This window comes from Roseivirga misakiensis (assembly GCF_001747105.1).
GTDB lineage: Bacteria > Bacteroidota > Bacteroidia > Cytophagales > Cyclobacteriaceae > Roseivirga > Roseivirga misakiensis.
Genome location: NZ_MDGQ01000005.1, coordinates 1065731 through 1079183 on the forward strand (window position 1 = coordinate 1065731; position 13453 = coordinate 1079183).

Annotated in this window: 14 protein-coding genes; 6 read left to right on the forward strand and 8 right to left on the reverse strand. The window is 40.6% G+C overall.

Going from position 1 to position 13453, the window contains the following annotated elements:
• The first annotated feature begins 76 nt into the window (after window positions 1-76).
• Window positions 77-958, forward strand: coding sequence for an alpha/beta fold hydrolase (locus tag BFP71_RS12330; protein ID WP_069835768.1), 882 nt, complete (start codon window positions 77-79; stop codon window positions 956-958).
• Between the two features lie 5 nt (window positions 959-963).
• Here BFP71_RS12330 and BFP71_RS19280 read toward each other — a convergent pair whose 3' ends face one another.
• From BFP71_RS19280 to BFP71_RS12345, 4 genes are read right to left on the reverse strand one after another with little or no spacing between them, the layout of a single operon-like run.
• Window positions 964-1125, reverse strand: a complete 162-nt coding sequence (locus BFP71_RS19280) for a Lacal_2735 family protein (RefSeq protein ID WP_317040714.1) — start codon at window positions 1123-1125, stop codon at window positions 964-966.
• Window positions 1126-1168: 43 nt separating this feature from the next.
• Entirely contained in the window at window positions 1169-2695 is a 1527-nt protein-coding gene (locus BFP71_RS12335; protein WP_069835769.1) for a toxin-antitoxin system YwqK family antitoxin, read from the reverse strand.
• Window positions 2696-2748: 53 nt separating this feature from the next.
• On the reverse strand, window positions 2749-3324 hold the full coding sequence (locus tag BFP71_RS12340) for a hypothetical protein (protein WP_069835770.1): 576 nt from the start codon (window positions 3322-3324) through the stop codon (window positions 2749-2751).
• A 3-nt stretch (window positions 3325-3327) separates the two neighbouring features.
• Window positions 3328-4320 carry a beta-ketoacyl-ACP synthase III gene (locus BFP71_RS12345; RefSeq protein ID WP_069835771.1) on the reverse strand — a complete coding sequence of 331 codons (993 nt, stop codon included), beginning with the start codon at window positions 4318-4320 and terminating at the stop codon, window positions 3328-3330.
• A gap of 272 nt (window positions 4321-4592) precedes the next feature.
• On the opposite strand from BFP71_RS12345, the gene BFP71_RS12350 reads away from it, so the two are divergent.
• Entirely contained in the window at window positions 4593-5345 is a 753-nt protein-coding gene (locus BFP71_RS12350; protein ID WP_069835772.1) for a DUF6503 family protein, read from the forward strand.
• On the opposite strand, the gene BFP71_RS12355 is transcribed toward BFP71_RS12350, so the two are convergent.
• Window positions 5342-6040 (reverse strand): SOS response-associated peptidase, encoded by a 699-nt coding sequence (locus tag BFP71_RS12355; RefSeq protein ID WP_069835773.1) that lies wholly within the window; start codon window positions 6038-6040, stop codon window positions 5342-5344. The two genes, BFP71_RS12350 and BFP71_RS12355, sit on opposite strands and share 4 nt — an antisense overlap.
• A 189-nt stretch (window positions 6041-6229) precedes the next feature.
• Here BFP71_RS12355 and BFP71_RS12360 point away from each other — a divergent pair, with 189 nt between their 5' ends.
• The 3 genes from BFP71_RS12360 (at window position 6230) to BFP71_RS12370 (ending at window position 9098) form a co-directional block, all read left to right on the forward strand.
• Window positions 6230-7867, forward strand: a complete 1638-nt coding sequence (locus BFP71_RS12360) for a pyruvate dehydrogenase complex dihydrolipoamide acetyltransferase (protein ID WP_069835774.1) — start codon at window positions 6230-6232, stop codon at window positions 7865-7867.
• A gap of 59 nt (window positions 7868-7926) precedes the next feature.
• The gene (gene hslV / locus BFP71_RS12365; RefSeq protein ID WP_069835775.1) at window positions 7927-8466 is read left to right on the forward strand and encodes an ATP-dependent protease subunit HslV; all 540 of its coding nucleotides are present in this window, start codon (window positions 7927-7929) and stop codon (window positions 8464-8466) included.
• A gap of 104 nt (window positions 8467-8570) precedes the next feature.
• Window positions 8571-9098 carry a hypothetical protein gene (locus tag BFP71_RS12370; protein ID WP_069835776.1) on the forward strand — a complete coding sequence of 176 codons (528 nt, stop codon included), beginning with the start codon at window positions 8571-8573 and terminating at the stop codon, window positions 9096-9098.
• Window positions 9099-9155: 57 nt separating this feature from the next.
• On the opposite strand, the gene BFP71_RS12375 is transcribed toward BFP71_RS12370, so the two are convergent.
• Window positions 9156-10340 (reverse strand): aspartate aminotransferase family protein, encoded by a 1185-nt coding sequence (locus BFP71_RS12375; protein ID WP_069835777.1) that lies wholly within the window; start codon window positions 10338-10340, stop codon window positions 9156-9158.
• A 57-nt stretch (window positions 10341-10397) separates the two neighbouring features.
• Between BFP71_RS12375 and BFP71_RS12380 the strand changes: the two genes are divergently transcribed.
• Entirely contained in the window at window positions 10398-11969 is a 1572-nt protein-coding gene (locus tag BFP71_RS12380; protein ID WP_069835778.1) for an ArnT family glycosyltransferase, read from the forward strand.
• Here the strand turns inward: BFP71_RS12380 and BFP71_RS12385 are convergent.
• Window positions 11966-12382: a response regulator gene (locus BFP71_RS12385; RefSeq protein ID WP_176723361.1), complete on the reverse strand. Its 417-nt coding sequence runs from the start codon at window positions 12380-12382 to the stop codon at window positions 11966-11968. The genes BFP71_RS12380 and BFP71_RS12385 overlap by 4 nt on opposite strands.
• Before the next feature lie 116 nt (window positions 12383-12498).
• Window positions 12499-13452, reverse strand: a complete 954-nt coding sequence (locus BFP71_RS12390) for a transketolase family protein (RefSeq protein ID WP_069835780.1) — start codon at window positions 13450-13452, stop codon at window positions 12499-12501.
• Window position 13453 lies beyond the last annotated feature (1 nt).

Genomic DNA, 13453 nt, shown 5'->3' on the forward strand with positions numbered 1-13453 from the left:
GAAAGACGATAGATTTGAAACCACGCTAGTAATAGCGTGGTTTTTTTATTTAGTTGTAAGGTAAATTCGGTTTTATATGGGGAAATGGCGCAAAAGAGTAAGGATTGGTTGTTTGTCAACCTTTGTACTGTTTATCATTTTATCACAAATTGTCAGTGGTTGTGTCAGTTTTTCTATGTCGGATAAGAAGGTTGCTAAGTACTATGCTGATGCTGCATATGTTCCAGAAAGCCAATTCTATGAGGTAGATGGCTATGAAATGCATTACAAATATTTGGACCTTCAGAATGATGCCAGTTTAGTGTTTATTCATGGCACACCTGGCTCTTGGGATGCATTCGCCTCATACTTTAAGGATAGTACACTTTATAATAAAGCTAATTTAGCTTCACCCGATCGACCAGGTTTTGGAAAGTCGAGTTATGGAAAACCAATTCGTTCTTTAGAGGAACAGTCAAGATTACTTAAACCTATGTTAGAGGCCATACCAGCGCCAAGAATTTTGGTAGGTCATTCACTTGGTGGCCCAATGGTAGCTCGTATGGCGATGGACTATCCAGAACTTGTGGATGGTATTATTATGCTGGCCCCTGCACTAGACCCAGCATTGGAACCTGATGAAGACTGGTTTAGAGTACCAATGCGTTGGCCAGTGATTGGCGCGATTGCTCCTAAAATTTTTAGAATATCAAATGAAGAATTGATCTTTTTGGACGAAGAGCTAGAGCTGATGCTTCCGCTTTGGGAAGAAGTCAAGATTCCGAGTGTGGTCATTCAGGGTGGTAAGGATAAGTTGGTGCACCCTGGAAATGCTGCATTTGCAGATAGTATGCTTGTAAATGCTCCAAAGGATATTGTATTTCTAGAAGAACAGAATCATTTTCTGCCTTGGAACGAATACAGTCTGATAAAAAAGAAAATTTTTGAGCTCTTGGATGAACTAAAAAAGGAGAAATAACCTCCTTAATCCATCGCTTCGATTTTTTTGATCAAGGCATCAGCCTCAGCTGTTTTTAAGTCACTGGCTTTCCGATCAGTATGCGATAATTTGTAAGCTTCATCTACTAATTTTTTATACTTCTCTTGAAGCTTTTCCTTTTCTGATTTTCTGCTGAACCAACCCATAATTGTCGTTTTGCAGTCTAACAGATGTTATAAACTGATTGTTTTAATTATCGTCTATGACTTCTCCGTTTGCATAGGTTTTTTTGCTTAGCACACGGCCATTTCGGGCAAAAACTTCCCATTCACCTTCACGAATTCCCTCTACCAGTTGACCTTCCGTAAGCTTGCGTCCACGTTCGTCGTAAAAAGTCCAAAGGCCATTAGGGTAGCCATTTTTATATGGACCTTCTGAGAATTTGGTGCCATTTGCATAGTAGTTTATGACTCTTCCATTGCCACCAGATAGGGTTCCAGTTTCTAAAACTTTACCATTGTCATCGGTGAAAGAAGAGATACTCATGAGCTTACCTTTCGCCCATGTTTCTTCTTTCATTTGTTTCGAATCTCTATGAAAATATCCCCAAAGCCCGTCTTTTTCCCCCTTTAAGTAACTGCCAATAGACTCCAATTTTCCACTAGCGTAATAGACAAACCATTGTCCGCTGGGTTCATCCAAAAGAAAATCGCCCTCGCTAATCAGTTGACCAGTTTCATTAAAGAATTTCCAGTTACCAGCTTTTTTATCTAATTCGTAGGCTCCGAATTCTGCAATCATACCATTAACGTGGAAATATTTCCATGGCCCTGCTTTTAACCCAAGTTTGTATTCGCCTTCAGCCTTTTTCGCTCCATTTCGGAAATATTCGACGGAGGCACTATCTAGAAGCCCTAATCGGTAATAGGCTTGAGCTTTTAATTGTCTATTATCGTACCAGCTCTGTGCTAGTCCAACTGGTTTATCATTTACATAAGTAATGATGGACGCCTCTCTACGGTTGGGGTGGAAGGTTTTCCAAGTGCCTGTTCTTTCACCAGTTTGCTCATTGTAATATTCATATGCCGCCACCAACAATGGAAAATGATAGTAAGTCCATTTACCAACCTGCTTTCCAGCCTTGAATTGCCCTTTTTCAATGACCTCTCCATCAAGGTTATATTTCTCCCAATCTCCATCTAAAAGCCCACGCTTATAACTAGTCTGAGTTACTTTGTACCCGTATTCATCAAATACCATGTAGGGTCCATCTAATTGCCCCTCTTTATACTCAGAAGCTATTTCTATCTCTCCTGATTTATGATAAGATGCCCATTTCCCTGTTTTTTGCCCGTCTTTAAAGTAGCCTAGATCGAAAACGTCCTTTTCTCGTGTGTACGATCTCCATTCGCCATGAAGTTTGTCATTTTTGAAATTAGTCCTTACCGCAATCGAACCGTCTTCATAAAATAAGCGATAGGCTCCCAGAAGTTTACCAGACTCGAAGACCATTCTAGCGCGCTCCAATTTATCAATGTAAATAAACCAAGCACCTGTTTTTTGTCCGTTCAGGTATTGTCCAGTTTGGTAGTAAACGCTGTCGTTGGAATAGGAAGTCCAAACACCAGTTTTTTTACCATCAATAGTTTCCCCTTCTGCCGTCAAGGTAGACTCGTCTACCGGATATGTTAGTTCAAAGGATTGGATTTGGGCATCGATGAGATGAGTTGAAAACAGTAGGAGTAATACGAGTGGGAATAACCTGTGTTTGTTCATATGCACTTAACTGTCTGGTTGAGACGCCACCTAGAAAACAAATATTAAGCCAATTAGTTCGTGGCGAATAAATCTTTAAAACAGTCAATTCCTAAACGGTTAAAACTGTGAATTTGATTCATTTCGAAAACACGAAAGATTTTCAAATGGGAAGATTTTTTAATTTGACTGATGTTGTCTTCTAGCGTTTGTAATGTGAGTAGACTTGCTGAAGACGCGTCAAAATGAGTGTCCCACACAGTTTCATTTAGGGAGAAATAGTGCTCTCCTTGCTGTAGATTTGGTTTTTGAATGTCGAACTCATTTTTAGGTATACCACTTACGATTAAGGCAAATGAGAAGAAGTTGCCATACCATATAGTAGATCGAAAGGTGAAAATATTTTCTTGAGAAAAGTTAGCTGGAAAGTCACTTACTTGGAAAGGATAGCCTTTGTGATTGTTCCCCTTGCTTATCTTACCTGGTAGCTTACTCACTTTAGTGGGCAACTGTATAGCATTACTTTCGAGTAGTTCTGTTAGTTTATGTTGAAAATCATATAATAGTTGACCAACAATTTCGTCGACTTCGTTTTTTATCTGAAAATTCCGCTTGGAAGAAATAAAGCTAAGCTGCTCGCTGGTCAACATATTTTACCAACGAATCAAGGCTGATGCCCAAGTAAACCCGCTGCCAAATGCCGCAAGACATAATAGATCGCCTTCCTTGATCTTACCTTTTTCCCATGCTTCACTCATTGCGATTGGGATAGATGCAGCAGTAGTGTTTCCATAATGCATAATGTTATTATACACTTTTTCATCTGGCATCTTGAACTGTTTTTGGACAAAATTGCTAATGCGAAGATTGGCTTGGTGAGGGACGAGCAGGTCAATGTCCTCTGGATTATAACCGTTTTGTTTCAACGCTTCTACAATAACCTCACTGAAACGGACTACGGCATGTTTGAAAACTGCACTGCCATTCATAGTTAGGTTAAATGTCTTGCCATCAATCATTTCTTTTGAAAGCCTTGTTTTTCGGCTCGATCCAGGATCTTGCACATAAAGCTCCTCTGCATAATCACCATCGGCATGTAAGTGCGTCGAAAGAATTCCTTCGTCATCGGTTGCTTGTAAAATGGCTGCTCCAGCACCATCCGCGAAAATTACTGAACTCGAGCGACCTTCATCCGATTTATCTAAGGCCGAAGATTGGATTTCAGCCCCAACGACAAGAACAGTTTTGTACATGCCCGTTTTAATGAATTGATCGGCAATCGATAGGGCATAGATGAACCCCGAACAGGCATTTCTAATATCTAAAGCACCAATTCCCTGCAGGCCTAATTCTCGTTGCAATAACACGCCTGATCCAGGAAAGAAATAATCAGGAGTAATGGTCGCAAAAACTATGAAATCGATATCTTTTGCCTCCAAACCTGCTCTTTCAAGTGCAATTTTTGTCGCTCTGGTTCCCATATTGGAAACAGTGTCTTTGCCCGGTGTAAACCACCTTCTTTCTTCAATACCTGTTCTCTCAACGATCCATTCGTTGGTAGTATTCATGATTTTTTCGAGGTCCGCATTGGTGACCACTTGCTCAGGAACATAATGTCCGAGCCCGATTATCTTAGAGTTCTTCACAGTGATTATTTTAAAGTAGGCAGGCCATAGGTAGTGCGTTAATTCTCGGCGGTCTGCGTCAACTCAAGTTTCCAAATTTGAAGCGAAAGTTAAATAAAATTCTTTCAACTGGGTAGTTTAGGTATCCCTACCGTTTCAGTTTTTCGGCTTAGCTATTTGACGGTTCTTTGATTCAATTAATTTTGTCCCCCGCGCTTTTTGATAAAAGTGAAAATCTTTCACAACCTGTTTGAGTTCTTTCCGTAACAATTCGGATAGGGTTTTTTCAATAGATGAAGAATTACAATCTTTTCTGTGTGTTACTAGTGAGTCTTATCGCTTTAGAGAGCTGTGGAGATTCTACGAAGACACTCACGGTAGATGATATAATCCAAAAAGCCGTGGCACGGCATGGCGGAGAGAATTATGATAATATGGAAGTCGAATTTGACTTTCGTAGCCGACACTTCAGAGCAAAAATCAGCGACGGTCAATATGTTTATGAGCGTACCTTCAGAAGTAAAGATGGTATGGTTAAGGATGTGTGGTCCAATAAAAAGTTCAAACGGATGATTGATCAAGAAGAGATTCAACTCAACAGGGAGAACATGCGGAGTTACAAAACAGCAACAAACTCCGTTATTTATTTTGCGCTATTGCCCTTTAATTTAGATGACCCTGTCGTTAACCGCCAGCTAATGCGCTCTGTGAAAATCAAAGACAAAGAATACTACAAAGTGGAAGTAACCTATGGTGAAAATGGTGGAGGCGAAGATTTTGAAGATGTTTACATCTACTGGATCAATAAAGATGAATTCACGATCGATTATCTAGCCTACAGTTTCAATATCAATGGTGGAGGCGTTCGTTTTAGAGAGGCTTATAATGCCAGAGAAATAGAGGGTATTAGGTTTCAGGATTATATGAACTACTCAATTGACAAAGACTTTCCTGCACAAGAACTTGATTATGCTTTTGAAACGGAGCAATTGAAACTGTTATCTAAAATCGAATTAGAGAACGTAAAAGTCAGATTACAACGCTAATTGAACAGCGTTAAATTTCCGAATTGATTAGCTGGTGGCACCTTTTTCCATAAATCTGGATTGTTGAATGCTGGGTCGGAAAGTTTCGGGTTAACAGGGTGCTGAAATATATGTTCTTCTTCGAACGGTTTGATGATCGAAATAATACTCTCCGCAGTGTGGGAGTCATTTAACCACTCTACCATAAAGTCCTCATTTAAGATAGCGGGCATTCTTTCAGATACCTTCTTCACTTCGTGCGAAGCTGGTGTGGTAATCATCATGAAAGTGTGAATCGTCTCATCGTTATCCGATTCGAACGTATGCCATAGTCCCGCAATACCAAAAGGTTTATTGTCAGCAAGGTGGAACCGATAGGGCACTCTTTCTTTCTTAGCAATTTCTTTCCAATCGTAAAAACTATCGGCTAAGATAACACAGCGCTGTAACTGGAGTGATTTTTTTAAACTGGGTTTTGTCAAAATATCCTCGACAGGGGCATAAAGTAGTTTAGTGGCAACCCCTTTCTTCTTTGTGAACGACGGATTGATTCCCCAATAAAAGTAGGATAACCCCTCGGGGTTTTCGCTGGTAATTACGGGTAGCAGATCACTCGGTTGTGCATTGTAGGTTGGTTGATATAACTCAGAAGATTCAACAGAGAAATTTTCACTAATCGTTTGAACTTTTGCAGCTATTGAGAAGTTGATCGGCATGAAATGGTTTTGAAAAATTCATTTCAAGATATAAAAAAATACTGATCTAAACCTACTGGTGGATGTCGCAGGTTGAGTCCGCAATCGATTGCAAATTCGCCGAAAAAAAAGCAATCAGAATAGCCACATATATATTTGAATATAGAGTGATTAACAGCTATTTTTGGTGCTCAAATTTTGCAGAGTTATATGGCTGAAATTGTAAAAATGCCCAAAATGAGCGACACCATGGAAGAAGGTGTAATCGCTGTTTGGCATAAGAAAGTTGGAGATAAAGTAGAGTCTGGCGAATTAATGGCCGAAATAGAGACTGACAAAGCCACAATGGACTATGAGTCTTACCACGATGGCACGGTACTTTATTTAGGCGCTACCGAAGGCGAAGCTGTCCAAGTAGATGGCGTTTTGGCCATAGTTGGAGACGATGGCGAGGATTACGAAGCATTGCTCAATGGTTCAGCCTCTAGTGATGAGTCTGCCGCTCCTGCAACTGAAGCTTCAAGTCCTGCTCCAGCTTCTTCAGAAGAAAAAATAGATACGAGCAGCATTAATGCTACAATCGTAAGAATGCCCAAAATGAGCGATACCATGGAAGAAGGTGTGATCGCAGCATGGCATAAAAACGTTGGAGACTCAGTGGAGTCAGGTGAGTTGGTCGCAGAAGTGGAAACTGATAAGGCCACCATGGAATATGAGTCTTATGACGAGGGTACTGTCCTCTACCTAGGGGCTTCGGAAGGGGAGTCGGTAAAGGTTGATGGTATTCTAGCCATTGTTGGCGAGCCAGGTGCTGACTATGAAGCATTGATAAAAGCTGATGGTGAAAATGAAGCTCCTGCCGAAGATACACCGGCAACTGAGGCACCTGCCGAAGTAGCTCCTGCTGCATCAACTCCTGCTGCCGCACCAGCGCCAACGGAGGCCCCAGTACAAGCTACTGGTAGAGTGAAAGCTTCCCCGCTTGCTAAACGTTTAGCGTCCGAAAAAGGTATTGATATTAGTCTTGTTCAGGGAACTGGCGAGGCTGGTCGAATTGTCAAAAGAGATGTTGAATCTTATGTTCCAGCAGCTCAGGCACCTGCGTCAAGCGCTAGTGCCAGCACACCAGACGCACCAGCAATTCAACTGCCGAAAGTAGTTGGAGAGGAGAGCTTTGAAGAGGTGAAACTCAGTCAAATGCGTAAGGTAATCGCTAGAAGATTGGGTGAAAGTAAATTTGCTGCCCCACACTTCTACTTAACCATGGAGATAAACATGGATAAGGCAATTGAGGCAAGGAAAAGTATGAACGAGGTTTCTCCTGTAAAGATTTCTTTCAACGATATGGTGATTAAAGCCGTAGCTGTTGCTTTGAGGAAGCACCCTGGAGTTAACTCTTCTTGGTTAGATGATAGAATCAGAATCAACCATCATGTACACATTGGTGTGGCCGTAGCTGTTGACGAAGGGCTACTTGTACCAGTAGTTAAGTTTGCCGATAACAAACCACTTTCACACATTTCTGCTGAAGTGAAAGAATTGGGTGGTAAAGCGAGAGATAAGAAGCTACAACCAAACGAAATGGAGGGTAATACATTCACTATTTCTAACCTTGGTATGTTCGGAATAGAAGAATTCACCGCGATTATTAATCCACCAGATGCCTGTATTATGGCTGTTGGGGGCATTAAGCAAACTGCTATTGTTAAAGATGGAGCGCTTGCCGTTGGTAATATGATGAAGGTAACGATGTCTTGTGACCATAGGGTAGTGGATGGAGCTGTAGGTTCTGCTTTCTTGAAGGACTTTAAGGCCTTACTTGAAGATCCCGTAAGACTACTCGTTTAAAACATTGTGATCAAAGTCCCGTAGTCATACGGGACTTTCTTTTTTAATAGAATAAAATCATGACGAAAATAAGATCGACTACCGTGCTAGCGGTTAGACATAATGGTTCAGTTTCAATTGGAGCCGACGGACAAGCAACGATGGGAAACACTGTGGCTAAAAGCAATGTGAAGAAAATCAGAAAGTTACAAGATGGAAAGATTGTTACTGGATTTGCAGGTTCTACTGCCGATGCTTTCACTTTACTGGAAAGATTCGATGAGAAGCTCAAGGCTTATGGCGGGAATATGAAACGAGCTGCGATCGAATTGGCGAAAGATTGGCGTATGGACCGATACTTAAGAAAGTTAGAGTCCATGTTGATCGTGGCTGACAAAGAAGATATTCTAATCCTTTCAGGCACTGGCGATGTGTTGGAACCTGACAATGGCATAGCGGCAATTGGCTCGGGGAGTATGTATGCGCAAGCGGCAGCTCAGGCACTAACAAAGCATGCCGGACATCTTGAAAGTCAAAAAATTGTCGAAGACAGCTTAAATATTGCTGCTGACATCTGTATTTACACCAATCATAATTTGATAGTCGAGAGAATTTCGTAATTTCGTATTTAGAATGATACCAGTAACCAGCGTATTCGTTTTACGTTAAGTGTACTAAGGATCATTTAGAAACAGTGATTAATCACTGTTTTGGAAACTGAACCATGAAGTTATTTAGAAATTTTGCCATAGTAGTATTGGCCATTGTTGGCTTTTCTTGCGCGGAATCTCCGCTTTCGTCTTCTTATCAGGAGATGACGGAAGGAAGATTGTTGTTAGGAGCTACTGTCCATCTTGGTAATGGTGAATTTGTTGAAAACGCCGCACTCGGGGTGAAAGATGGTTTTGTTACACTTCTTGCAGATGATGCTTTATCTAAGATCGATCTAGATAAGTTTCAAGTCGATAAACTTGGCCCAGAGTATCATATTTATCCATTTAAAAAGGCGATTCAAGGTAATTCAGGTATTGTTCTAGCGCGTGCTAATGCAGAACCTATCAATATTGCCATTAGAGATCAAGAGGTAGAAAAATGTATTACCATAGGATGTGAAGCACAGTTGCTCATTTGCTACGGTAGCATTAAAGACATGAATAAATTTAGAGTTGATTACGTGGTAATGGGGTCGGATAAGGTGAGAATCCTTAGACAAAGTGACTATTCCGGTACTATCATGTCAGGTTCTAATTAAAGATTATAAGTTTCGACACTAGAGAAGCCATCACGATTTTTCGTGGTGGTTTTTTGTTTAACAACAAGTTGAAATCGCTTCATGAATAATTCTGGCTCCTTCACGAATATCTTCATCCGATATATTAATTGGAGGCGCTAACCTGAAACTTTCAGGACAAGATAGAAACCAAAAAGCGATCACACCATTTTCGATACAGCGCTTTACAATTTTCTGGACTAAATCCGCTGTTTCAAACTCTATCGCGAACATTAACCCTTTTCTGCGAATCTCTTTAATACCCGGGTGAGCGATAAGCTCTTCTAGGAGTTTTCCCTTTGACTCGACTCGATCGATGAGTCTGTCGTTTTGAATGACCTCGATGTTTGCAAGAGCCGCGGCACAGTTTACAGGGTGTCCACCGAAAGTAGTAATATGGCCTAACATCGGATTGTGTGTCAAAGAATTCATCTTGGGTTTGCTACTAATAAAAGCACCAATAGGCATTCCACCACCAAAGGCCTTCGCTATTGTGAGAATATCGGGAGTGACACCGTAATGCTCAAATGCGAAGAGTTTTCCAGTTCTTCCGAAGCCTGTCTGAATCTCATCGAAAATTAATTGGGCACCGACTTCAGTACACCTGTTACGAAGTGAATTGAGATAATTTTGATCGGCAATTCTAACACCAGCATCTCCTTGTATGGGTTCAATGATCACTGCAGCGGTTCTTTCAGTAATTCCTACTAGATCGTCTGGGTTATTAAATTCAAGAAACTTGACATCAGGTAAAAGAGGACGAAAAGCGTTCTTCTTTACTTCGTTTCCAGAAACACTAAGCGCTCCGTGTGTGCTGCCATGATAAGATTTTTTGAAGGCAACTATTTCAGTTCTTCCAGTAATACGTTTCGCTAATTTCAATGCACCCTCATTGGCTTCAGCACCACTATTTACGAAATAGGAACTGTCCAAAACTTCGGGAAGTAAGTCCGCCAATTTTTTTGCAAGCTTGTTTTGTGGCGCCTGAATAAATTCTCCATAGGCCATTACATGCATATATTTTTCTGCTTGTTCCTTTACTGCTTTGATAATAGCGGGGTGGGAATGGCCGATGTTAGAAACCGCTATTCCAGAAATGAGGTCAAGGTATTTTTTACCCGATTGATCGTAAATATATGAGCCACTTGCATAATCTACCGCTATAGCCAATGGGTGAGGAGAAGTTTGGGCCAGATGGTTTAGGAAGATACTTTTAGCGTCCATATGCGAAATTAATCAAGATATGCTAATCGATCTCTTTTGTTCTATTAGTTTTGAGCGATGATTGATCAACGCCCTTTCTCCAAGTCAGAAAAACAACTGCTTTTCGGCGGTTTGGTGCTGTTGATATTCTCTTTCTTTTACCAATTAGGTATTTACCCATTATACTTAGAGGAACCACGACGGGGGATTATTGCTTTAGAAATGATTTTCCAAGACAATTTCTGGGTACCAACACAAACCGGCGATTTGTATTTCAGGAAACCACCTGTATATAATTGGGTACTTATTGCTAGCTATAAGTTATTTGGTCAGTACTCGGAGTTTGCTACTCGGTTCTTTTCGGTCCTCAGCCATTTAATCTTATCTCTTTTAACTTTTGCCTTCGTAAAGCGCTATTTAGGTCAATTTAGAGCAGCTTTAGTCTCCATAAGTTTGCTAGTATCAGCAGATATACTCGTTTATTTCAGTACAATAGGAGAGATTGATCTCTTCTACGCCTTGATTACGACTACCGCTATGTTTGCAGTTTTTCACTTTGGTGAGCAGCGCAAATATTGGCAGCTTTTTTTAATCGTATATGCGCTCACGGCCATTGGCTTTCTTACCAAAGGATTGACCTCTTTGCCATTTACGGCAATTACTCTTTTGGTCTATTTTATACAGAAAAAGGAATTCAAAACACTATTGAGGTTACCACATATTTCTGGAATCCTAGTTTTTTCTGGGCTCGTTGGTGGGTACTTTTTTATGTACAGTCAATACCAAGATGTTTCGGGTTGGTGGTCCACCTTGCTTTCGGAATCCGCTGATAAAGCGACAAAAGGTGGCTTTCTGAAGTTTTTAAACCATTTAGTGGCCTTTCCATTAGAAACGATAAAGAATATCCTTCCTGCGGGGCTCTTATTGCCAGTTCTGTTTAAAAAAGGGACGATAGCTAAACTCAAATCAAACCCATTAGTCTGGTATAGCGTACTGGTTTTCTCTTTTAACTTTTTGATTTATTGGTTTTCGATTGAGGCCAAATCGAGGTACATCTACCCATTGTTGCCATTTTTGATCATCCCGATTATTTACATCGCAACAAATGCTAAAGAAATACGCTGGGCTAAGGTTTACAAAGTTGCGATAACTGTCTTTCTTATTCTGTTTTCTCTGATAGCACCCATAGGCTTTTTTGTGGACGGTTTAGAGAACGTAGATAACCTCTATGTTTATGTAGTAGTGCTGTTGATTATAGCCGCGATTCTGTGGTATATGTTTCTGGCAAAAGGCGTCAGACCTTATATAATTATGATCTGCCTAATGGTAGCTGTAAAATTCACTTTTTCTAGCATAGTTCCACAAACACGCCAGAAAGAAACAGGCGCTGCTGAAGATAAAACTTTGGGTTTAGAGATCGCTGAGATTACCAAAGGCCAACCTCTTCATCGGCTAGGTGATGTCAGAATGTCCTTGACGATCGTATACTACATAGAAAGAGAAAGAGAAGAACCACTGTACCAATCACAAACACTCAAAGAGGGCTATTACATTTGCTATAGCGATGATTTGCCAAAGGATAGGCCATATTCTATTCTAAGAGAATTCGCTTATTGGGGTGAGCCGATCTACTTTATCTCTTTGGATTAGGCTAGCATTTTAATATTCGTCTTTTCGAAATTAAACTCTATCAACTCTTTCATTTCAGCGGGGTAATAAGGCTTTTGGAGGAAAAAAGCCTCTCTTTTGATTTTTGATCTGAATTCCTCTTTTGAGATGCCGCTCTGAAATATCACATTCATTTGTGGCCGATAAACACTAAGTTCTTCAAAGACTTGAAAGCCAGAAATGTCTGGAAGTAAAATGTCTAAAATGATCAAGCTGTAATCGTGGTTATATGCTTTTTCGATGGCCGATTTTCCGCTTAGAGCGACATCTGCTATAAATCCCCATTTGGCACACCAAGAGGATAGTATTCTTGCGTTTAGACTGCTGTCATCAACAATAAGTATAGTCGGATTAGAAATTCTTTTGGCTTCCATTGTGCTATAGTGTTTAGTCAAAGATGGAAGTTTATCAGGTCCTAATTTCGAGATTAAGCTGAGTGGATAAATTTTACCGTTAGGTAAACAAAAAGCCCCGACAAGTCGAGGCTTTATATTTTAGGAGTTGAATAAGCTTACTTCCGAGCGATCACTCTTCTGACAGCTTTCACAATGTTATCAGCGTCTATTCCATACTTAGTCATGAGTTCAGCTGGCTTTCCACTTTCGCCGAAAGAATCGTTGACAGCAACCATTTCCAATGGTGCAGGATGATTTAGCGCAAGTGTTTGTGCTACACTATCTCCAAGGCCACCGTTCATTTGGTGTTCTTCTGCGGTGACCACACAACCAGTTTTAGCAACTGAGGCTAAAATTGCTTCTGTATCAAGAGGTTTAATTGTATGAATATTGATGACTTCTACGCTTATACCTTCTTGAGCCAATACCGCTTCTGCTTCAATAGCCTCCCATACCAAGTGACCCGTAGCGAAAACTGTTACATCTGAACCTTCAATTAGATGTAGTGCTTTACCAATTTCGAACTTCTGATCAGCTGGAGTAAATATTGGAACGGCAGGCCTTCCGAATCTTAAATAAACTGGCCCATGATGATCAGCAATAGCGATGGTTGCTGCTTTAGTTTGATTGAAATCACAAGGGTTGATCACGGTCATATTGGGCAACATTTTCATCATTCCAATGTCTTCAAGAATTTGATGCGTTGCGCCATCTTCACCGAGTGTTAAACCAGCATGAGATGCACAGATTTTCACATTTTTATCAGAATATGCGATAGATTGCCTGATTTGATCATAAACTCTTCCTGTGGAAAAGTTGGCGAAAGTTCCTGTAAAAGGAATTTTACCTCCGATAGTCATACCCGCAGCTAAGCCCATCATATTGGCTTCAGCGATTCCAACTTGGAAAAATCGATCTGGATTCTCTTTGATAAACTCTTGCATCTTCAAAGAACCGACTAAATCAGCGCACAGCGCTACAACATCGGGGTTTGTTCTGCCGAGTTCGGCCAAACCAGCACCAAAACCAGAACGCGTATCCTTTTTATCTGTATAAGTAAATTTTGTCATC